We start from the raw sequence: 19,406 nt of genomic DNA on the forward strand, positions 1-19,406 counted from the left end.
TTATCCCCATTTATTCATTTAAAGGAAGTATTTATGGACAATAAAACTCTGTACGAACAAGACTTTTATCTCTGGATTAGAACTACTATTAATCAACTGCAAGCCAGACAGTTTGAGCGGGTAGATTTAGAGAATTTACTGGAGGAGTTAGCAAGTATGGGAAGGAGTGAAAAGCGCAAAATTGAAAATCTTTTGATTCAATTACTGGTACATTTGCTGAAACTAACTTACTGGACAGGAGAAAGAGCAAGAAATGAGGGTCATTGGAAAGGGGAAATTATCAACTTTCGCCGACAAATAATCGAAGAAATTAAAGATAGCCCTAGTTTAAAACCCTATATTCTCGAAATCTTTGAGGAATGCTATCAATTTTCTAGAAAAGAGGCTCAAGTTAGAACTCAATTACCCCTCGATACTTTCCCCGTTATTCCCATTGGTTCCCTTGAACAAATTCTCGATGAAGATTGGTTCCCTACTAATGACCACGAGTAATATATAGAGGTAAATTATGGATAATAAAACCCTGTACGAACAAGACTTTTATCTCTGGATTAGAACTACTATTAATCAACTGCAAGCCAGACAGTTTGAGCGGGTAGATTTAGAGAATTTACTGGAGGAATTAGCAAGTATGGGGAGGAGTGAAAAACGCACAATTAAAAGTCTGTTAACCCGATTATTAGAACATTTACTTAAGCTCAAATATTGGGCGGCAGAAAGAGAGAGAAACGAAGGTCATTGGAAGGGAGAGATTAGAACTTTTCGTCTCGATATATTAGATGAACTTAAAGATAGTCCTAGTCTGAAACCTTATCTTTTGGAAATTTTTGATGAATGTTATCTTTCAGCCCGAAAAAATGCCAGTGATCGCTCTCAATTCCCCCTCGATACTTTCCCCGCTATTCCCATTGGTTCCCTTGAACAAATTCTCGATGAAGATTGGTTTCCTGCGGGCGATAATCTGGAAATATAGCCATCAGTTAGACTGCTCCATACTGCTGTAACAAAAAACAACTATCCCCCGATAGCGATCGCTAAAGGTCGAATAATTGTAAGTTTTTGTCAAGGGGTGCGGTCAGATCGAAGAATCATCGCTAGAATGAGCCTAATTGTCAGTGCGATGTCGAAGGCACTGCATAGCAGATCGCCGATCTTGTAGGGTGCGTTCCCTAATATGGCTCCCACTGCTCCAGCGATCGATTTTGGGGAACGCACCATGCCCATTGATTGAAGCTGTGGTCTAAATTTGATCGCCGATCGTGTAGTACAGGGCCTGGTGATGCTCACACAAATGATACTGAATTGCCAGATATTGGAGTTCACTACTGGCTAGATGCAGGAACGAGGCTGAAATACATTTTGAAAGTCTAGGTTGAGGATTAAAGAGCTTGCGAATTAGTAGTCAGGGTGGGCGTTTGCTCACCTTGCTTTTTCATGCGGTAATATGGAATGAGATGGTGAAAGACTGAGACTATAGCTATGACGCTCGCATCAAATAAACAAACCGCTATCATTCGTACAGAGCGAGGACTGACAATCGCAGGAACCCGCATCACCCTCTACGATGTGATGGATTATGTGACTGCTCAATATCCACCTAAGTTCATTCAGGGATTATTTGATCTGACGGAAGAGCAAATTAACGCTGCCCTGGCTTATATTGAGGCTCATCGTGCGGATGTGGAAGCTGAGTACCAGCAAGTTCTCAAAGAAGCTGAAGAACTCCGACAATATTATGAAGAGCAAAATCGTGAGCGAGTTGCCCGTATTGCTGCGCAACCACCTAAGCCAGGCTCCGAGGCTGCTTGGGAAAAGCTTCGAGTGGCTAAGGCAAAGCGTGAGTCGAAAGTATGATTTTTTTGATTGATCACAATCTCAAAGGTCATGCCTTGGTTTTCTTTGGTGCGATCGCAACTCAGGGCTGGCTTGATATCGTCCCGATGCAGTTCGTCACCTTTGCAGAGATGGATTTGTCGATCAACATTGATGACAGGACGGTTTGGCGACTTGCTCAAGAGAATCAGATGATTTTGCTTACCGCTAATCGCAGTATGGAAGGGAAAGATTCCCTAGAGCAGGTTCTGCGTGAAGAAAATACCTCAGAGTCATTGCCTGTGATCACCGTTAGCAATGCTGATCGGCTTTTGAATGATTCCGAATATCGAGGTCGGTGTGTTGAAAGTCTTGTTGAAATCGTGCTTGATATTGATACCTATCGAGGTGCAAGACGCATTTTCATTCCGTGACGCGCCGAATGCTAGAGCCGTTGAAGTCTATCTGTAGGGACACGGCATAACGGGGTCTTTATACTGAATCGGTTTTTAATAGTATGATTAACCCCCAATCCAACTTGAAAAACCTGCTCCCTTCTCCCCACTGCTGTAACAAAAAACAACTATCCCCCGATAGCGATCGCTAAAGGTCTAATAATTGTAAGTTTTTGTCAAGGGGTGCGGTCAGATATAGTAATCATCGCTAGAATGAGCCTAATTGTCAGGAATTTAGTTAAACAAGGTTTTTGGCAATAGGCTAATCTGGCTAACAGGCTTTTGGGTGTGATATAGGGAAAAGTTCTGGCGATTGCGCCTAAATGAAGTGATATACCGAAATTTGACCCATATCGTTACCCCAGAGAGTTTTATGCAGAAAGTTTTCGTATAATATGTAGTTAGACGGAAATTTGTTTTAAAGAATTAAGGATTTGACCAAATGAATGAATTGATCGGTTCATTAATCGGGACTTTAGGTAACATGGCTGTTGGGAAAATACCAGATGTTATATCTTCAATAGCAGGATCACTTGATGCTCAAAGAGAGAGAAAAGAGAAAGAGGAGACTTTCAACCAAAAATTAAAACAAAGATCAGAGGCATTATCACAAAGACAACAGCGTCCCGGCTTATGTAATATTGCCTTGATTACCCCCGATGGGGAAAGAATAATGATGCAATCATATACACAATATTATGCAGGAGACTATATTATTTATGAATTAAGCTATAGGAATCTCGAAGATGGTAGATGGAGCGGTAGTTATCGGAAAATGTCTAACCATTTATTTTCCAGTGATAGCTTTGAACGGGGTCAAAATAGAAGAGTATGTATTGAAAAATCCCGAAAATCCTTGCTAAAATTAATTCAACAGCAGATTGTAAGAGCAATTGACTAAAGAGCGATCATATCGCACTGTTTCTTGTACATAGTATGGATTAAATAGTATGGATTCTACTTCTGCACTCCTGTTGTCATCTGTAAAAAAGTTATCCTTAATTAACAAATTTGTTTTCGGAGATGATTTAAATCGATCTTCCGTTCGCACAATATAAAACGCATGACTTTATAAAGTACTAAGCTACGGAAAGGGGGTTGATTATCCGTTACACACTACTGGCAGTGCGATCGCCGATCTTGTAGGGTGCGTTCCCTAATGCAACTTCTACTGCTCCAGCGATCGATTTTGGGGAACGCACCATGCCCATTGATTGAAGCTGTGGGTTAAAGTGCGGTGTGGGTTAATCTGACTAACACGCTTTTGGGCGTGATATAAAGATAGTATGGGTGACGGTATTTTCCGAAAAATAGGGCAGTTTTCAGGCTACCCTAACCAGAAAATTAATCGCCAAAATGGGAGATAATCGCGTCGGCAAATTCGGAACATTTCAGGGGAGGATTAACGGGGGGTTCCATCAGACGCGCTAAATCGTAGGTAACTTGTCGATTAGCGATCGCTGCTGCGATGCCTTTTTTAATCAAATCGGCCGCTTCTTGCCATCCCATGTATTCCAACATCATCACCCCGGAAAGAATCACCGAACCGGGGTTAATTCGGTCTAAACCAGCGTGTTTAGGGGCTGTGCCGTGGGTTGCCTCAAAAATAGCGCAAGTATCGCCAATATTCGCCCCGGGTCCCATCCCTAAACCACCGACGATCGCCGCTGCTGCGTCGGAGAGATAATCGCCATTCAGGTTCATGGTAGCGAGGATCGAGTATTCATCGGGACGGGTTTGGATCTGTTGGAAGATACTATCGGCAATGCGATCGTTAACCATAATTTTATCTTTCCATTGCCCATTGCCGTGGGTTTCCCAGATAGCATCGAGAACACTGGTCACTTCTTGGCAGATTTTGGCTTTTTTCTGGTCGGTGAGGGCATCATAACCCGGTTCTACCATGCGGGCGTTATCTTCGATGCTCAGATCAGGGTTTTTCTCCTTATTACTCAGGATCCATGATTCCATCTCGGTAACGCACACATCCCGGAATTCACTCTTAGCTAATTCATAACCCCAATCCCGAAACGCCCCTTCCGTATATTTCATAATGTTACCCTTGTGGACAAGCGTAACTTGATTTTTCGGTTTCGGTAAAGTCAGCGCCCGTTCGATCGCCCGGCGGACTAATCTTTGGGAACCCGTCTTACTAATCGGTTTGATCCCGATACCCGCATCGAGGGGAATTTGTTTTTTACCGTGTTCGGGAGTGGCGGGAATTAGTTCGGTGTTGAGATAATTAATCAGTTTATCGGCGATTTCCGTGCCTTGTTTCCATTCGATGCCGAGATAGATATCCTCGGTATTTTCCCGATAGACGATGACATCGAGTTTTTCCGGGGTTTTATGGGGGGAAGGGGTTCCCGCATAGTAACGACAGGGACGAACACAGGCATAAAGGTCAAAAATTTGCCGCAGAGCCACATTCAGGGAACGAATGCCGCCACCGATGGGAGTGGTCAAGGGACCCTTGATGGCTATACCATATTCTTTAATCGCTGTCAAGGTATCTTGGGGTAGATATTGATAAGTCCCGTAGATTTCGCAAGCTTCATCACCAGCATAGACTTTAAACCAATGGATTTTCCTTTGACCACCGTAGGCGGCGGCGATCGCTGCATCGATAACTTTTGCGGTTGCGGGCCAGATATCGACTCCCGTACCGTCACCACGAATGAAGGGAATGATCGGATCATCGGGAACTAGGGGTTTTCCGTCAGAAAAAGTAATTGTCGAGCCTGTTGTCGGTGGGGTAATTTTTTCGTAGCTCACAGTCATGGGCTTCCAGAAACAGTATTTATCTATACGTTGGCAGTCTAGCGCCGTCAATATCTATACTCAGGCATTTTGGCTAATTTCTTAAAGATTCCCTTGCTGGCATCAACTTCGTACCTCACCATTAAGATAACTGCCATAGTTAAGACTCTTTTAAGCTGCCCGCGTATTTAAATTGCTTGTTGAGATGAGGCAAGAGAATTCGCAGGAATTTGATGACACTTTACCTAAAATTGGGCTTTTCTAGGTTCTGTGTGAGCATGGTATAATGGTGACACAGAACAGGAGGTGGGTTATGTGGATAAATTTTGATCAACTCCTCGATTTACCGAATGTAACAGGGGTCAATTATCAAAAAACTGCTCAGACAATTTTCTTAAAGCTCGCTCTTTTAAATGAAACAATTGAATGTCCGAATTGCCATCAAATATATATACTACAAGAGCCGAAAACCCTTATCCATTAATGGATACACCCATTAACTTTTCTTAATGTAACCGTGGAATGGTAGTCATGTATATAATACGAGTCTCAACTTAGTTGGGGTTTAACAACCTTTCTAGATTTTGTTCACAGTTCTCTTTATGGTAGAGAATATTTAATTTTTCAGAAAGATGTAAGGCGCGTTGCCAGTGATTAATAGCTGATTTAAGATCATGGGTTTTTTCTTCAAATTCTGCCAAAACAATTAAAGTCTCTAGTTCTATATATCTTTCTCCAATATCGAGGGCAATATCTAAAGCTTGGTTAAGATATTGATAGGCTAGATCATCCTTTCGAGTGATACTATAAATTTCTCCTAATCCAGCGCAAGCATGGGCAACACTTGCTACATCTGAAATAGCTAAAGCTTTTTTCTTTTGTTGCTTAAAGTATTTTTCAGACTCCTGAAAATTTGCTTGTTGCCAATAAATTGAGGCTAAATTTCCCAAAGACAAAATAATTCCTGCTTCATCGGTTATTTGCTCAGATAAGTTAAGACTTCTTTGAGTATAATCGATAGCTTGATTCAAATCATTGATTCGCCGGTATGCTTCTCCTAAATTTCGTAAAGCCATTGCTTGATAAATAAGATTTTTAATTTTTTCTGCCCATTTTAAGTATTTTTCTAAACAAGCAATAGTCTGGTCAATTTTTCCCTGATAACCATAACAATTACCCAGATTTAAATAAGCAGCATTAATAATCTCAAATTTTTCGTCACAATCGGGAATAATCTCGGCTAGATTTAAAACTTCATTCAGTCCTATTTCAGCACTTAAATATTCCCCTTTTATTCCATCAATTGTTGCTATATTTCCTTTTCCTCTTGCTTTCCAAAGAGGATTATTTAATTGCTCGGCTAAGGATAAGAGTTTCTCCGCATAATTTTTTGCTTGGTCTAATTGTCCTAATTCTCGATACATATAACCGAGTTCACTTAAACAGAGAAAATCGGTTTCATTGTCAAGATTTCCTAATAATTCTTTACACAGTTTTATGCCCTCTTCATAGCGTCCCCAGATGCGTAATTGTTTGTGCAAAGGGAAAGAAGTTGGATCATGAATTTCTAAGGGTAAAGAAAATAAAGATTTAGCTTCTTTATACCAACCTAATCGACATAGACAGAGAAATGCTTCCACATAACGACTTGCCCGTTCTTGAATAGAGAGCTGCTGTCCCATTTTATCCTTAATATGGCGTTCATAACCAATTAAATGCCAGATAAATGCGCCAAAATGTGCTTTTTCAAAATGACTTCCTGTCGCTCCTAAAATTTCCCCTTTTTGTTTAACTTGAGCGAGTTCTCCAAAAACAGTAAAATCGATACTTTTGAAATATTCTTTGACTCTTAATTGAGGAGATTTAAAATCATTCATGATTTGGTTTTCCTTCTTTTCTTTGGGTAGATACTAGATGCTTGAAAGCAACATTGCGAATTAAGCTGTGCTGTTTGATATGTGGTTCATATCCCAGTTGTTTTTGAGTTTCTACTAAATAACGGTTAAACAAGGTAAAAAGAGCTAGGTCTAAATCTTGTTCCTCGTATTCTGAAAATAATTGAAGATTTTCAAACCACGCATTTTTAAATTCAAAAGATGAATAAGTGGAGCCATAGATAAGCAATAAATAAGCAGTTTCAAAAGTGTTTTCAAGTCGCTCTATTGTTCTTTCGATTTCCTCCTCTAACAGTTGTTTTCGTAATTGTTTGGTCATTAAGTTAACTTTGTAATAATCATCAGGATTGGCTTTTTGAGCTTCATCAATCATTTCTCTTAATCGTCGAAATCGGGATTTATTCTCCTCATAATAAATGCTGATATCTCCATTCAGTCTATCAATAATATCACCGGAAATTAAGCGGATAGCGAGAGGATGTCCTTCATAAAGTTTTCCGATCTCTTTAAGGTAAGCAAGGTTACGTCCATGAAGAATTAATTCGACTTCTGCTTGTTGAAATAAACGTTCAAATAACTGTAAACTTTCCTGATCCTCTAATCCCATTAATGGCTGAATATGCCAATATTGATCTTGACTAAAAGTTTCAAAATCTTCAGACTTATCCTGCGAAGTTATCACAATTCGAGTCTGACAATTTTCGGCTTCTAATATCTTTTGAAAAAAGACTCGCCAGAGGGGGTCTTTAAAGCGATTACTGCCATCTTGTTGTTCTCCTTGTAAAAGATTTTCCATTGAATCAAACCAAATCAATCGACGATTATTGCTCAGATGATTAACCAGTTGAGTTAATAATTGTTCTGGGTTTTTTGCTTGTTTTGCCGTAACAGGTTCATCGCCACGATTGAGTAAATCAATAGCTGTGCTGATAAAGTTTTGTGCTTCTGATTGCGACTGTTGATCCTCCCGTTGATTAAACCCATCAAAATCAATAGGCAGTTCAGGAGGAAACCCTTCTTGACACAAAGCTAAGGCCAATTTGTAGGCGAGGGCAGTTTTCCCAATACCTGTTATTCCTGTAATTACGACAATGCGACAATCGCCTCTTAGTTTTTCCAGTAAATCACTTTGAAGAGACTCTCGCCCCACCCAAATAGGCTCGATATCTTGAGTCAGTTTTTGCAAAAGATTATCTAGATCTGCGACTTTTGAAGGGTCGATGTTCAAAGCTCGACAAAAGGCGAAAAAACCTTCCGATTGAATGTTTTTACCCCTCAAAAAATGATCTAAAGTCTCTGGTGAGCAGTTGTCGGCGTAATAAGAGTAATAAGTGTGGGCTGGGTCATTTGAAATTTCCTCCCAATTCCCATCGGGTTTGGCAAATTGACTAGCCTCGGTGCATAAGTATTTTCTAGTCCAGCCTTCTTTTTGTTTTTGCGCCCATCGGGTTTTGACTTGCTCAAGTCCCGCTACGGAGAGTTTTAACTTCATTGCTCTCTATTCAATCTACATAAGTTTATTTCTCTATTGTTGATCAATTATCCCCAGAAATTCTCATTTTTTGAAAAATTTTCTCTCAAGGTGACTAAGTACATATCAGCTATTTGCTCAATTATAGGTATAGGAAGCCATTCAAGCTTTCTAATTCTTTCTAATTCCAGCTTCTTTTGCTTTTTGCGCCCAAAAATCATCGTTTTGCTTGCTTCTCCGTAGAAATCTAAGGATTTCTATCGCTTTACTCCCAATGAAGAGAGCCTCATTGCTCGTTGTCCTCTTCCTAAGGGTAGCAAAATGGCTATTTCTCAAATAATCAACCAAACCAATGGTAAACAGTTTATCTCATTATCATCTACATCGGTGCGGCTACTGTCGTCGGATGGAGGTGATGTCAATCACTTATTTAGCGGTCAAATACGAGAGCGTCACTATGAGCAACTTTCTTGTTGGCTTGATTTAAAACCAAACGAGGAAAAGGACTTAACGGCACAAACATTTGCAACGCTAAAGACCACAAATTACACCCAAAAAGATCCCCTATTCACTTTAAGGACTGTCCGAAGAATGTTACAGGATAACGGTCTTCTCTTTGTCTATGATATATCCCAAACCCCTGATATTGAGCAATATGTGAAGATTCTGTTTTCTTGTGCTGGATTTATTGTATTAAATAACATTGGCAACTGCTGGATTCTTTGCAAAAGAGCCTTACTTTGTTTTGATGTGCCAAAGGTCAAAGGTTATCTGGTCAAGGAAGCGGAAACACTGGCAGAAATTGAATCCTATTTCTTATTTCTCAAGAATCGCTATCCTGAGTCACAAAATTATTGCAAAGAAATCGACGATTTATTTACTCACCAATCGGTTATTTTTCTAGCCTATCCTGAACAGAATCCCTCTCAGGTAATCGGTGTTGCACGTTATACCTATTCTCTGCCTGAATATGGCTACTATTTGCCTTGTCAACTGGCAACATTTTGTGAAGGAAAACACACAGGAAAGCATTTGATGTTACCCAAAAATGTAACAAGCATCGGAGAAAGTCTCTCTCTGTATGATAAACAGGGAACTGGCAAAATAGGAACAAGTTATCTTGTTTATCAGCAATTGATTCGAGCTATTTTGACTTACAAACATGATATCGCTCACACTGAAATTTCCTACACGACTTATCCAAAAGGGGACGAAACGATTGAAGCACTCTATAAAGAACGTTTTGGATTTAAGCACACTCTACACGATCATGAAAAAGTTTGCTTAAAATATGGAACATTTGCCGGTCAATGGTATCTCATTGAACTGGAGCAGTGGATGATTAATCATCAGTACCACAACGCTGACCAGATTTTTCATAAACAAAAGGAAGCGTTTGCGGTGTGAATTCTGGCTTAATAGGTTGCCGATAAATACTAGATTTTGGGAACTTAAGGTAAATTATCCTGAAAATTGGCTATATCCTTAAGTGTCCCGAAGTCAATCTCAGCTTTAGATGTCATATTCCTTACTCTATAAGGGTTTGAGGCTATTTTAAATTGATACCAGTTTGGGTAGATTCCCAAATTATTCTCAAGCTATACTGGCATACCAGATGCGGTCTGTTCAGCCGAAACTTAGAAATAAGGGGATGACTGGCTTTTGTTGAGTAGCTGATAGGGTAGAGTTAGCACTTTAACCAAACTAAGGTTAGGGAACAACTTACGTTGCCTTAATATAAAATACCTTTTTTATCTAGGGTAACTTTTCACTTATGTACTCATCACAATTATTCAAAAAAACATCAAGTAAAGGAGCTTAAGATGCAATTTGACACCCCATTAGGAAAAGATGAGTCAGTTCAGAAGGAGTATGAGTTTAGCTATTCCTTGATACTTTTCTTTCTAAAATCAGGTTTTTGGTTAACTAACAAGAGACTAATCGCCAGAAAACCCAATGTTCTCCTATTTATCCCTATAGGCCAAGATGAAGTAACATATCCATTAAGAAGCATAGCAGGTATTAAAACTAGAACTGAGTTCAAGTTCTTGCCTCTATGTGTTGGCGTCATCCTTCTCTTAGTTGGTTTTAGTGCTATTAGATCATTTGGATTCCCATTACTTCTACTTGGAGTTGCCAATATCATTAGTGCTTTTCAGACCGTCATTGCTGTTGGTTCAACCGGCGGTGGAGTTGTAGCATATTCTCATGTTCCTTGGGAAGGAACAGAAGCAAAGAAAATGATTAATGAATTAAATCAACTTATTGCAGATATTTGATAAACAGTTTGTTGTTTTTTTTCTGATTATGCTAGAGGGGTTAACTGGACTGTTTTAATCCTCCCTAGCATTTAACTATCTGTTATGTAGTCTTGCAAATTTTCTGTGAATCATTGATTCTCGCTTTTAGTATTCACCAAGAATTAGTCAAGCTTAACAGTAAGTAATGTTTTCAGCAATTGACCATCTTGCGAATTGAAAATCATGAAAAAAATTAACTTCATCTTATCTATTTTTTTCCTGAGTCAGCTAGGGTTTAGCTTACCAGTTAAAGCTCAATCTCGCTGTCAAGCAACCATTAATTCTATTGTCAATGAAATAGAATCTAAAGGAGTTAGAAGGGTGATACTCACAAAAAGGACTGTAACTAATAGGAGAAATCCCACTAACAGAACTAATGAAATCATTTTCGCATTAAGCCCTTATAATGAAAGCTATACATCTCTTGATACAAGAAGTTATAGGATTGTTTCAAACATTATGGCTTCTGGTGTTTTAATGAAAAGTTATGCCGATAGAATAGTTTCTAATTGTCAAGATATTGCCGTTGTAATGTTCGGTGTTGATCAGACAGAGTCGGGACCAGAGTTTGCTATTCAATCTGATGGAAAAACTCGCCTACGGGATTGTATTCCTTCTGGTAGTAATTTAACTGCTAATTGGAATCAGACGTATTGTCATTAAGCTTAGTTTCTACCTTTTAGTATTCACCAAGAATTAGTCAAGCTTAACAGTAAGTAATGTTTTCATTAATTGACCATCTTGCGAATTGGAAATTATGAGAAAAATCAACTTTATCTTATCTATTTTTATTCTGAGTCAGCTAGGGTTTAGCTTACCAGTTAAAGCTCAATCTCGCTGTCAAGCAGCCATTAATTCTATTGTCAATGAAATAGAATCTAAAGGGGTTAAAAAGGTGATAGTAGAAAAAGGGACTGTAACCAATCAGGGGAATCCCACTAATAGAAAAGATGAATTAATTCTGTTATTAAGTTCTTACTTAGATAATACTGGTACCTCTGGTGATCAAAGAAGTGGTTGGATTGTTTCAAACATTATGGCTTCCCGTGTTTTAATGAAAAGTTATGCCGATAGAATTGTTTCTAATTGTCAAGATATTGCTGTTGTTGCGTTTGTTGCAGGTGGCTCAGATTGGAGAATAGAGTTTGCTATTCAATCTGATGGAAAAACTCAAGAGAGGACAGAGTGTATTCAACCCGATGATCCCTTAACTCCCAATTGGAATCAAATGTCTTCTTGTCATTAAGCTTCTAAAAGTCTTAATCAACCTCAAATATTTCTTTCATTAATTTAGCACAAAATATGAAAACTACTCATTTATTTTTTATCACCTGTCTTGTCAGTTTAACCAGCTTAGTCTTACCAGTAAATGCTCAAACATGGCGTCGTCATCAAGAAAATAACTATCGTAATGTAGTAGCTATTGTTAAACCTCATCGGAGTGGATATTGTAGCAATCATTTTATTCGACAAGATGGCAGGGTTTATGACGCAAGAAAGGGGACTCGTGGAAGTTATTTAATTGTTGATCAAGTCGTCTCATTAACAGGTGTTATTGACACCAATAATAGAGGTAATAAAATTTGGCAAGTTTTCTATCAACCCTCACGCACAACCATGTGGTTACATGACTGTGATTTATCTATTCCTCAACTCGTTGATTAATTAACAATAACCCAGAGGTTTAAACATGAAAACAATTCAAAATTCAATTGCTCGTATGATTGCTAATAGAGAGCAAATTTGGCAACAATATGATCGGGCTGATTCTAATCGAAAAGACCTAAGTAAACGCTTTGCTAAATATTATAGTAATCCAAGTAAAGTTACGACTATTTCCCCCTTAACTTCTCAACAATTACCCCCTGCTGAAATTGAAGCTTGTCTGGATAAATTAGAAGAAACAGACCGTAAAATTAACCAAGAACAGTCTAACATAGAATCTCATAAAAATGAGATAGAGTCTTTACAAATTAAAGCTCGTAACCTAATTATCGGACTAATCATTGGGCTGAGTGTGGGGGGTTCTTTCTTGTTGTTTACTTTATTTATCTTTACTAACAATAACTCCTCCGATGACTCTAATTCTTCTCAACTGTATCAGTTAAATACTCAAAAAAATGTTTTAAAATTATCTAAATAAGGAGAATAATACTTATGTTTTGGCAACAACAAATTGAAGGGTTAAACCAAAAAATTGAACAAAGTAGTCAACGCATAACCGACTATTTAGGGGTTTGTGCTTCTTTGTTCAATCATGGTAAATTAAACGGCGAACAATTACCTAATTATTTTGGAAAATTTCTCCAAGATAGCTATCTATCGACTCAATCCTATTTAGAACAGCAACCATTAGAAATAATAGGAAGTTGGCAAGATTCTCGTTGGGAAAATTGGAACATTAACGATAATTTATTATCCTCATTGGAGCATACAGAATTAATTCGTATTGGTCAATTAGTTGAACAAAGATCAAGTAATAACACTTTTTGTGTTCCCGAATTTGCTCCCTTTATTGGTGGGAATAAAACTATTATTATTCGCTGTAGCAATAATACCCGTAATACGGGACTAGAATTACTGCAATCTCTTGTGATTCGTACCGCTATTTTACTTCCTTATCAAATACGTTATACCTTCTGCGATCCCGTTAATAATGGGGGTGCATTTTTAATGCGTCGTTCCCTTCCTGAAGCTTTGATTAGAGAAAATAGTGGCGAAGTTTATCGAGATTTATTAGAAGTCACTCAAGATATTCGTCGCGTCAAAGAAACCTATTTAGATCCTCAGTCTCCTGCCTTACATTTACTCCCCCCAGATATTCGAGTCAATGAAAGATTTGAGGGGATTTTTGTCGCAGATTTTCCTAAAAGATATGACCGTAGAGATATTGAAGAATTACAAAAAATTGGTAATAGTGGACCAGAAGCTGGAAGATATGTGTTTATTCACTATAATCAAGATATTGATCTCCCTAGAGATATTAATATGAGTGGGTTTGAAAATGCCTTTTATATTGATCTCAATAAACAGTCAAAGACAGCAACATCTTGTCAACTTCAATTTAAAGCGGATAGTATTCCTGACGCAGATTTACAAAAACAATTACTTGATAAAGTTAAACAAGCCAAACCCCCCGAACGAAAATTAGATTGGGATGATATAGTAGGAATTGATCCGCAAAATTGGTGGAATTATAGCAGTGAAGAATGGATAACCACACCTATCGGTGGAAGAGGAAGTTCTGATCAATTAAATATTTGGTTTGGTAAAGATAGCGAAGGTCATCAATGCGCTCATGGTATGCTAGGAGCAATGACTGGATCAGGAAAATCTACCCTGTATCATGGGCTTATTTTAGGTTTGGCAACTCGTTATAGTCCCTCAGAATTAAGATTTTATCTCATTGATGGCAAATATGGCGTAGAATTAGCCCCCTATCGCAATTTGCCCCATACCGAAGTAGTTTCCTTACATTCTTCCCCTGAATTATCGCGTAGTGTTTTAACTGAATTAATCGCCGAAAAAGAACGACGTAACGCCTTATTTAAAAGATTAGGGGTGTCAGAATTGGCAGGTTATCGCCGCCTAGGACAACCAGAGAGCAAAATGCCCCGTATTCTTCTAATTATTGATGAATATCAAGAGTTATTTTTTAACGACAAAGATGATACTGCTTCAAGTCAACTACTGATTTTAGCCCAACAGGGGCGGAGTGCGGGTATTCATATGTTACTCGCTTCCCAAAGGTTTGGGGCTGAAGGAATGCGGAATCAAACGGGAATTTTGGGTAATATTCATCTGAGAATGGGAATGCAGATGTCAAAAACAGAAATTCAAGCCCTGACAGAATTTGGAAAACGAGGAAAACAATTATTAATGACCTGTGATTTGCCGGGGAAAATTGTTATTAATGACCGTAGTGGCGATGATAACTCTAATTATTTTGGGAAAGTGGCATTTATCGAAAAATCTCGCCGAGATCTGATCATTAACGCTTTATCTCAAAAAGCTCATCAACTTTGCCCAGAAGATTATACAGAAGCAGTGGTCTTTGATGGAGATTCTCAGCCTAATTTAGCAGATAATCCTCAATTACGTCATATTTTAGATTACGGTAAATGGTTAACCTCAGAAGATTGGGAAAAAATCGCCCGTTTACCTTTCTATAAAGGAGGATTAGGCATTTCTGACTGGTTTAGTGCAGAATACCCGGTCTTAACATGGCTAGGACAAGAATTCAGTGTGAGGCAACAGGCAAGGCTGATATTACGCCGTCGTCCAAGTGAAAACGTTCTAGTTATCGGTGGAGACTATAATACAGCCCGTTATGGAATTCTATCGGCTATTTTGACCAGTCTTGCTATTAATGGCAATCTTCAACAATCTCGTTTTGTTGTGGTAGATCGCAGTGTATCTGGTACACAATGGCATTTAGCATTGGAAGAAGTATGTCAGATTATTCTAAAACCTTTGGGCTTTACGACGGCATTTAACCGAGAAAATCGAATTATTACGGCAATTTTGAACAATTTAATTCTTCAACTTGACGAAAGAAACCAACTCAGTGAAGCAGACTTGATGACTCAACCTTCTATTTTTGTCATCATGACAGAATTAGATAGAGTAGATGACTTAAGACGGAGTAATGAGCAGTCTTATAGCCCAGAAAGTCACTTAACTACTCAAATTAAGCGATTATTGAAGGAAGGATCTAGTAAAGGTATTCATCTCATCCTCAGTTTTTCAGGGATCAAAGCTTTCTCTAATGTCCTTGATATTCGGCGAAATTTAGCTTATTTTCGCCATAGAGTCGCTTTACAGATGTCAGAAGATGATTCTTTTACCTTTGTTAGTGATCGCCAAGCCTCACGCTTACAAGCAGATGGAGATGTTCCAATTAAAGCCCTTTATCGGGACATAGATAGCGATCGCACTACTCTTTTTAAACCTTATAGTACGGAATCTACCCCCGAATTTAAGCAACAAATAGAGAAAATTGCTAATAGTTTAATCAAAAGAGCTTAAAGCTTAATTTAACCATGGATGACTCATTTTTACAACTCAAACACTTTCAACAAACCCTCGAACAATTCCATGATCGCGTTCAATCGGCGTGGCGAGAAGTGGAAACCACCTATGAGGATCTTTCCCCCCATTGGCAAGACCAAAAACGACAAAAACATGATGAAATGTGGCTTGATTTGCAAGAAAAGACTAATAATTATTATAGTCGCCAAATTCCCAGCTATAATGATTTTTTAAACCATAAATTACAAGTATTAGAGAGGTATTTAAACGGTGGATAATTCCCGAAAAACAGCCCTTTTAGCCTATCAAACTGCACTCAATCAATATTATTTGATTTTAAGCGAAGAATTGGAATTTCTCGATACGGCATGGCGATCGCTTGATGAAGTTTTTCAAGGATCAGCCGCCGAAGAATTTACAGGTTTTTGGACAAGAACCTTGGCAGAAATGGAAGATTCAAGGCTAGAAGTTCAGAAAATCCTCAATTTTATCCAAGAAATCCCCGATAAATCTTAATCATTATGACCATTCAGGATCCGCGTATTCTTATTACCCTTCTCAATGACTTAATTGAAGAACTTAGATACTGGAAAATAACCGCCCGTGAGACGCTTGATCAAATGTCATGGCATCAAAGGCAAAGTGAAGAAAAAGTCAGTCAAGCTCTGTATCATGCTTCAATTATTCAAGATCAGGCTAAAAATGATCAAAAATTAGTTGATCAGGCTAATGATGAAGTTGCTCAATTGTTGTCTAATTGTTATCAAGTTTTAGAAAAAGCTCAACAAAATTTGGCAGCAGCTCAAAATACCCAAAATCAGGCGCAATCAACCCTAAATGATTGGGAATATCAGTTAGGTATTGCAATTGACTGGTTAAGACGGGCAGAAGCCCGATTAGAACTTGCCATAAACGAAAGAGAGCAAGCAGAATTTATTTTAAGCAGTGCAGAATCTGAATTACAAAGCGCACAATCCGCCCTTACCAGTTGCCAAAATTCAGGCTATACTGACAAGGATGGACGATATCATGCGCCCAATTGTTCTGGTCAGCAAGCTAGGGTTAGTCAAGCCCAAAAAAAGGTTCAGGCTGCGATTGCTCGCTTAAATAAAGCCATTGAAGAAGAAAAAGCAGCAAGAGAAGAAGTGGCACGAGCGCAAGCTAGGGTGAATTGTTGTCGAAATGCCGTCGGATATGCCCAAAAAGCCATCTATCAGGCGAATATTACTTTAAATTATGCCCATAATGCCCTGAGTTTTGCCGAACGTAGTTTAGAAAATGCGAATGCAGCCAGACGGGAAGTTGATAGAGCGCAATTAGAGGCAAGCAATGAGCAGGAAATGGCAGATTTAATGTCTTTAGCCGTAAATAATGCCCGCAATTTCACCGAAGAAGCCCGAAATGATTTCAAAGGAGCGGAAAAGCAAGGAAACTCCGCTCAATGTTTAGAAATTGGGGTAACAAGAGAAATAGAATATCGAGTAGAAAGTCTGATTGAATTCAACCGTCCTTTTCAATTTTAGTGATTTTTGGAGGATAAAAAATGATGGAAGATATTGTTTGGAAGATGCAGCAGCGATCTCGCACTCTGCAAGACTATCGTAAAGATATTCGAGGCCTATGGCAAGATGAGGCTGCCAAAACTCTTAACCGTCGTTATCTTGACCCCCATGAAGATGACGATCAAAAAATGATAGAATTTTTGCAAAAACAGGTACAAGGCTTAGAAAAAACCAATGAGGAGTTGGTTAAAGCCAAAGATTATGCTTTAGAGGCTGAACGCTATTCCCAACAAGTTGAACATTTCTTAGAACGAGAAAAACAGGAAGTTAAACAAGCTTATCATTCTTATGATCGATCTATCGAATATTACGGCTTAACTCAAGCAGAATTACCTAATATTCACAGATTAATTCAACAAGCTAATCGCAGTTGTAACTAAAAAAGATATTTATATTACGAAATTTTATTAAAATAAATGTTTGATAAATATCTATATTAGACAGGAAAAAAAGATGAATAACTAAGAGAATAAAAACAATGTTAAGTTACCAGAATATCAAAACCATTTTTTCCCAGAAATCATTTTTAGCTATTGCGGCTGAAACCTATGAAAGCTATAAAACAGAAACAGGTGGCATTTTTTTAGGAATTAGAACCCCTAATAAATGGTATATTTTAGAAACCTTAGATTCGGGTTTAAATCCTATTTTTCGCCCTGGCTATTTTGAGTATGATAATGCTTATATCAACCACCTGTCTAACAAAATTGCCAGATTTTATCGAGAACCCATAGAAGTTCTTGGACTATGGCATAGACATCCGGGCAGTTTTGATTACTTTTCCTTAACTGATGATACAATTAATAAAAAATACGCTTCTCAACATTCTGAGGGAGCTATTTCTGCTTTAGTTAATTTTGACCCATTTTTTCGATTGACTATGTATCATGTTTCCCTCACTTCTCAATCTGATTTACGACCCCAATATACTAAGCTTTCTATCGAAATTGGAGATCAATTAATCCCCAAAAATTTGCTAACTATTAAATCTTTATCCGATTATTTATCAATAGTTAATGATTAATTTTATTAAATCTAGTTCCACAAGTATTAACTTTTTTAATACTTAACTTAATTGACGGTGAATAGATGATCAAGCTATAATCCTTAAAAGTGAAATTTCAGACTATGCCCAATCTCAATACCAGTCCTAACGTCAAAAAAAGAATTCTGATCTTCTTAGAAAGACTATTAACTCATGTTAATAAGGAATCACGAGATCATCAGTATTGGTCAAATCAACTGTCTTTCAATTGGCTGAAAGACGAACAACCACACCCTAAGCTAATTGTCAATACAACTTTAAAAATATTAACAGATTTTTGTCAGGGAATTACTAAGCAAAAGTTAGGGGCTGCCATTACTGTTGAACAAATGAGAAATGACCTTAAGGTTTTACAAGAATGGGAAATACTAATAGATAATAGAGTCAAAACTAAAGGCGCAGCAAATTTGCACTTTACCCTAAATCTTTGGCATTCATCGACAGAAGAAAATTTGAAAAAATTTGAGGAAGAATGGGATAAGCGCAAATCTCCCGGTCTTGAAAACTCATCAGTTAAAACAGAAATAAATTATGATAATTTCGGATTAATTCCTGATATTTCTCAGATTTATGGGAGAGAGAAAGAACTGACATTATTAAAACAAAAGTTTTTTCAAAATACTCCCCCGTGTAAAATTATCGGAATTTTCGGAATAGCAGGAATCGGAAAAACATCTCTTGTTTGTAAACTGATTGAGCAAATTCAAGAGGAATTTACCCGTGTTATCTATTGGTCTTTTTTGAATCCTCCTTTACCCCTAGAATTTCTGGAAAATACAAGTAATATTATTTCAGAAAATATTAGTTTTAAGACAGAAGACAAATTTAAAATAAAACTGATAAAATTTATCAAGATACTAGCCAAATCTCGTTGTTTATTATTTTTAGATAATATTGATGCGATTATTGAGCATGAAAACTATCGAGAATATAGCGAAATTTTACAAGCAATTGGGGTTCTTCGGTTTGTCTTATGCAATAGACGGGAGTTATAAGGGATGGAACCCTTATAGAGAAAGACATTGGGCGATTTTTGTCAATTGTTTTTTATCTAAAGCGAACTAATCAATTAAAT

Annotated in this window: 20 protein-coding genes and 2 pseudogenes; 19 read left to right on the forward strand and 3 right to left on the reverse strand. The window is 37.9% G+C overall.

Translation table 11 applies throughout. The features are described from left to right. Positions 1 to 33: 33 nt before the first annotated feature. The 5 genes from IQ224_RS03240 to IQ224_RS03260 all read left to right on the forward strand — a co-directional run bounded on the left by IQ224_RS03240 (position 34) and on the right by IQ224_RS03260 (position 3,168). A complete protein-coding gene (locus tag IQ224_RS03240; RefSeq protein ID WP_002741479.1) occupies positions 34 to 492 on the forward strand; it encodes a DUF29 domain-containing protein in 459 nt (152 codons plus the stop codon). A gap of 16 nt (positions 493 to 508) precedes the next feature. Next, positions 509 to 973: a DUF29 domain-containing protein gene (locus IQ224_RS03245; protein ID WP_002741480.1), complete on the forward strand. Its 465-nt coding sequence runs from the start codon at positions 509 to 511 to the stop codon at positions 971 to 973. 506 nt (positions 974 to 1,479) lie between these two features. Beyond that, the gene (locus IQ224_RS03250; RefSeq protein ID WP_002741484.1) at positions 1,480 to 1,854 is read left to right on the forward strand and encodes a DUF433 domain-containing protein; all 375 of its coding nucleotides are present in this window, start codon (positions 1,480 to 1,482) and stop codon (positions 1,852 to 1,854) included. Next, positions 1,851 to 2,246 (forward strand): DUF5615 family PIN-like protein, encoded by a 396-nt coding sequence (locus IQ224_RS03255; RefSeq protein ID WP_002741485.1) that lies wholly within the window; start codon positions 1,851 to 1,853, stop codon positions 2,244 to 2,246. The genes IQ224_RS03250 and IQ224_RS03255 overlap by 4 nt, the downstream gene beginning before the upstream one ends. A gap of 463 nt (positions 2,247 to 2,709) precedes the next feature. Beyond that, positions 2,710 to 3,168 carry a hypothetical protein gene (locus IQ224_RS03260; RefSeq protein ID WP_002741487.1) on the forward strand — a complete coding sequence of 153 codons (459 nt, stop codon included), beginning with the start codon at positions 2,710 to 2,712 and terminating at the stop codon, positions 3,166 to 3,168. A gap of 443 nt (positions 3,169 to 3,611) precedes the next feature. On the opposite strand, the gene IQ224_RS03265 is transcribed toward IQ224_RS03260, so the two are convergent. Next, a complete protein-coding gene (locus IQ224_RS03265) occupies positions 3,612 to 5,048 on the reverse strand; it encodes an NADP-dependent isocitrate dehydrogenase (RefSeq protein WP_194032536.1) in 1,437 nt (478 codons plus the stop codon). 292 nt (positions 5,049 to 5,340) lie between these two features. On the opposite strand from IQ224_RS03265, the pseudogene IQ224_RS03270 reads away from it, so the two are divergent. After that, positions 5,341 to 5,472 (forward strand): annotated as a pseudogene (locus IQ224_RS03270) (ISL3 family transposase); the annotation flags it as partial. Between the two features lie 109 nt (positions 5,473 to 5,581). Here the strand turns inward: IQ224_RS03270 and IQ224_RS03275 are convergent. Together IQ224_RS03275 and IQ224_RS03280 are read right to left on the reverse strand one after the other, a co-directional pair. Further along, on the reverse strand, positions 5,582 to 6,904 hold the full coding sequence (locus IQ224_RS03275; protein ID WP_194032537.1) for a lipopolysaccharide assembly protein LapB: 1,323 nt from the start codon (positions 6,902 to 6,904) through the stop codon (positions 5,582 to 5,584). Then, positions 6,897 to 8,414 carry an ATP-binding protein gene (locus tag IQ224_RS03280; RefSeq protein WP_194032538.1) on the reverse strand — a complete coding sequence of 506 codons (1,518 nt, stop codon included), beginning with the start codon at positions 8,412 to 8,414 and terminating at the stop codon, positions 6,897 to 6,899. The genes IQ224_RS03275 and IQ224_RS03280 overlap by 8 nt, the downstream gene beginning before the upstream one ends. A gap of 300 nt (positions 8,415 to 8,714) precedes the next feature. On the opposite strand from IQ224_RS03280, the gene IQ224_RS03290 reads away from it, so the two are divergent. From IQ224_RS03290 to IQ224_RS03350, 13 genes and pseudogenes are all read left to right on the forward strand, one after another. Beyond that, the gene (locus IQ224_RS03290; RefSeq protein WP_194032539.1) at positions 8,715 to 9,800 is read left to right on the forward strand and encodes a hypothetical protein; all 1,086 of its coding nucleotides are present in this window, start codon (positions 8,715 to 8,717) and stop codon (positions 9,798 to 9,800) included. Positions 9,801 to 10,216: 416 nt separating this feature from the next. Then, the gene (locus IQ224_RS03295; RefSeq protein ID WP_002741496.1) at positions 10,217 to 10,672 is read left to right on the forward strand and encodes a hypothetical protein; all 456 of its coding nucleotides are present in this window, start codon (positions 10,217 to 10,219) and stop codon (positions 10,670 to 10,672) included. Positions 10,673 to 10,876: 204 nt separating this feature from the next. Continuing rightward, the gene (locus IQ224_RS03300) at positions 10,877 to 11,356 is read left to right on the forward strand and encodes a hypothetical protein (protein WP_036399686.1); all 480 of its coding nucleotides are present in this window, start codon (positions 10,877 to 10,879) and stop codon (positions 11,354 to 11,356) included. 94 nt (positions 11,357 to 11,450) lie between these two features. After that, positions 11,451 to 11,939, forward strand: a complete 489-nt coding sequence (locus tag IQ224_RS03305) for a hypothetical protein (protein ID WP_194032540.1) — start codon at positions 11,451 to 11,453, stop codon at positions 11,937 to 11,939. 56 nt (positions 11,940 to 11,995) lie between these two features. After that, positions 11,996 to 12,358: a hypothetical protein gene (locus IQ224_RS03310; protein WP_194032541.1), complete on the forward strand. Its 363-nt coding sequence runs from the start codon at positions 11,996 to 11,998 to the stop codon at positions 12,356 to 12,358. A gap of 25 nt (positions 12,359 to 12,383) precedes the next feature. After that, positions 12,384 to 12,836, forward strand: a complete 453-nt coding sequence (locus tag IQ224_RS03315) for a hypothetical protein (RefSeq protein WP_194032542.1) — start codon at positions 12,384 to 12,386, stop codon at positions 12,834 to 12,836. Between the two features lie 14 nt (positions 12,837 to 12,850). Next, positions 12,851 to 15,721: an FtsK/SpoIIIE domain-containing protein gene (locus tag IQ224_RS03320; RefSeq protein ID WP_194032543.1), complete on the forward strand. Its 2,871-nt coding sequence runs from the start codon at positions 12,851 to 12,853 to the stop codon at positions 15,719 to 15,721. Between the two features lie 14 nt (positions 15,722 to 15,735). After that, positions 15,736 to 16,002: a hypothetical protein gene (locus IQ224_RS03325; RefSeq protein WP_194032544.1), complete on the forward strand. Its 267-nt coding sequence runs from the start codon at positions 15,736 to 15,738 to the stop codon at positions 16,000 to 16,002. Next, the gene (locus tag IQ224_RS03330) at positions 15,995 to 16,240 is read left to right on the forward strand and encodes a hypothetical protein (RefSeq protein ID WP_002741506.1); all 246 of its coding nucleotides are present in this window, start codon (positions 15,995 to 15,997) and stop codon (positions 16,238 to 16,240) included. Before IQ224_RS03325 ends, IQ224_RS03330 begins: the two co-directional genes overlap by 8 nt. A 5-nt stretch (positions 16,241 to 16,245) precedes the next feature. Next, positions 16,246 to 17,247: a hypothetical protein gene (locus IQ224_RS03335; protein ID WP_194032545.1), complete on the forward strand. Its 1,002-nt coding sequence runs from the start codon at positions 16,246 to 16,248 to the stop codon at positions 17,245 to 17,247. 23 nt (positions 17,248 to 17,270) lie between these two features. Beyond that, positions 17,271 to 17,666, forward strand: a complete 396-nt coding sequence (locus IQ224_RS03340; protein WP_002741509.1) for a hypothetical protein — start codon at positions 17,271 to 17,273, stop codon at positions 17,664 to 17,666. A 98-nt stretch (positions 17,667 to 17,764) separates the two neighbouring features. After that, complete coding sequence (locus tag IQ224_RS03345) at positions 17,765 to 18,310, forward strand: Mov34/MPN/PAD-1 family protein (RefSeq protein WP_194032546.1); 546 nt, start codon at positions 17,765 to 17,767, stop codon at positions 18,308 to 18,310. Positions 18,311 to 18,414: 104 nt separating this feature from the next. Then, positions 18,415 to 19,308 (forward strand): annotated as a pseudogene (locus tag IQ224_RS03350) (AAA family ATPase); the annotation flags it as partial. Positions 19,309 to 19,406: the final 98 nt, after the last annotated feature.

The organism is Microcystis sp. LEGE 00066, from assembly GCF_015207925.1.
GTDB classification, from domain to species: domain Bacteria; phylum Cyanobacteriota; class Cyanobacteriia; order Cyanobacteriales; family Microcystaceae; genus Microcystis; species Microcystis ichthyoblabe_A.

Bases quoted from the DNA above. Each gene is read 5' to 3' on its own strand.
- IQ224_RS03240 (WP_002741479.1), top strand. From the start codon at position 34: ATGGACAATAAAACTCTGTACGAACAAGACTTTTATCTCTGGATTAGA.
- IQ224_RS03245 (WP_002741480.1), top strand. From the start codon at position 509: ATGGATAATAAAACCCTGTACGAACAAGACTTTTATCTCTGGATTAGA.
- IQ224_RS03250 (WP_002741484.1), top strand. From the start codon at position 1,480: ATGACGCTCGCATCAAATAAACAAACCGCTATCATTCGTACAGAGCGA.
- IQ224_RS03255 (WP_002741485.1), top strand. From the start codon at position 1,851: ATGATTTTTTTGATTGATCACAATCTCAAAGGTCATGCCTTGGTTTTC.
- IQ224_RS03260 (WP_002741487.1), top strand. From the start codon at position 2,710: ATGAATGAATTGATCGGTTCATTAATCGGGACTTTAGGTAACATGGCT.
- IQ224_RS03265 (WP_194032536.1), bottom strand. From the start codon at position 5,048: ATGACTGTGAGCTACGAAAAAATTACCCCACCGACAACAGGCTCGACA.
- IQ224_RS03275 (WP_194032537.1), bottom strand. From the start codon at position 6,904: ATGAATGATTTTAAATCTCCTCAATTAAGAGTCAAAGAATATTTCAAA.
- IQ224_RS03280 (WP_194032538.1), bottom strand. From the start codon at position 8,414: ATGAAGTTAAAACTCTCCGTAGCGGGACTTGAGCAAGTCAAAACCCGA.
- IQ224_RS03290 (WP_194032539.1), top strand. From the start codon at position 8,715: ATGGCTATTTCTCAAATAATCAACCAAACCAATGGTAAACAGTTTATC.
- IQ224_RS03295 (WP_002741496.1), top strand. From the start codon at position 10,217: ATGCAATTTGACACCCCATTAGGAAAAGATGAGTCAGTTCAGAAGGAG.
- IQ224_RS03300 (WP_036399686.1), top strand. From the start codon at position 10,877: ATGAAAAAAATTAACTTCATCTTATCTATTTTTTTCCTGAGTCAGCTA.
- IQ224_RS03305 (WP_194032540.1), top strand. From the start codon at position 11,451: ATGAGAAAAATCAACTTTATCTTATCTATTTTTATTCTGAGTCAGCTA.
- IQ224_RS03310 (WP_194032541.1), top strand. From the start codon at position 11,996: ATGAAAACTACTCATTTATTTTTTATCACCTGTCTTGTCAGTTTAACC.
- IQ224_RS03315 (WP_194032542.1), top strand. From the start codon at position 12,384: ATGAAAACAATTCAAAATTCAATTGCTCGTATGATTGCTAATAGAGAG.
- IQ224_RS03320 (WP_194032543.1), top strand. From the start codon at position 12,851: ATGTTTTGGCAACAACAAATTGAAGGGTTAAACCAAAAAATTGAACAA.
- IQ224_RS03325 (WP_194032544.1), top strand. From the start codon at position 15,736: ATGGATGACTCATTTTTACAACTCAAACACTTTCAACAAACCCTCGAA.
- IQ224_RS03335 (WP_194032545.1), top strand. From the start codon at position 16,246: ATGACCATTCAGGATCCGCGTATTCTTATTACCCTTCTCAATGACTTA.
- IQ224_RS03340 (WP_002741509.1), top strand. From the start codon at position 17,271: ATGGAAGATATTGTTTGGAAGATGCAGCAGCGATCTCGCACTCTGCAA.
- IQ224_RS03345 (WP_194032546.1), top strand. From the start codon at position 17,765: ATGTTAAGTTACCAGAATATCAAAACCATTTTTTCCCAGAAATCATTT.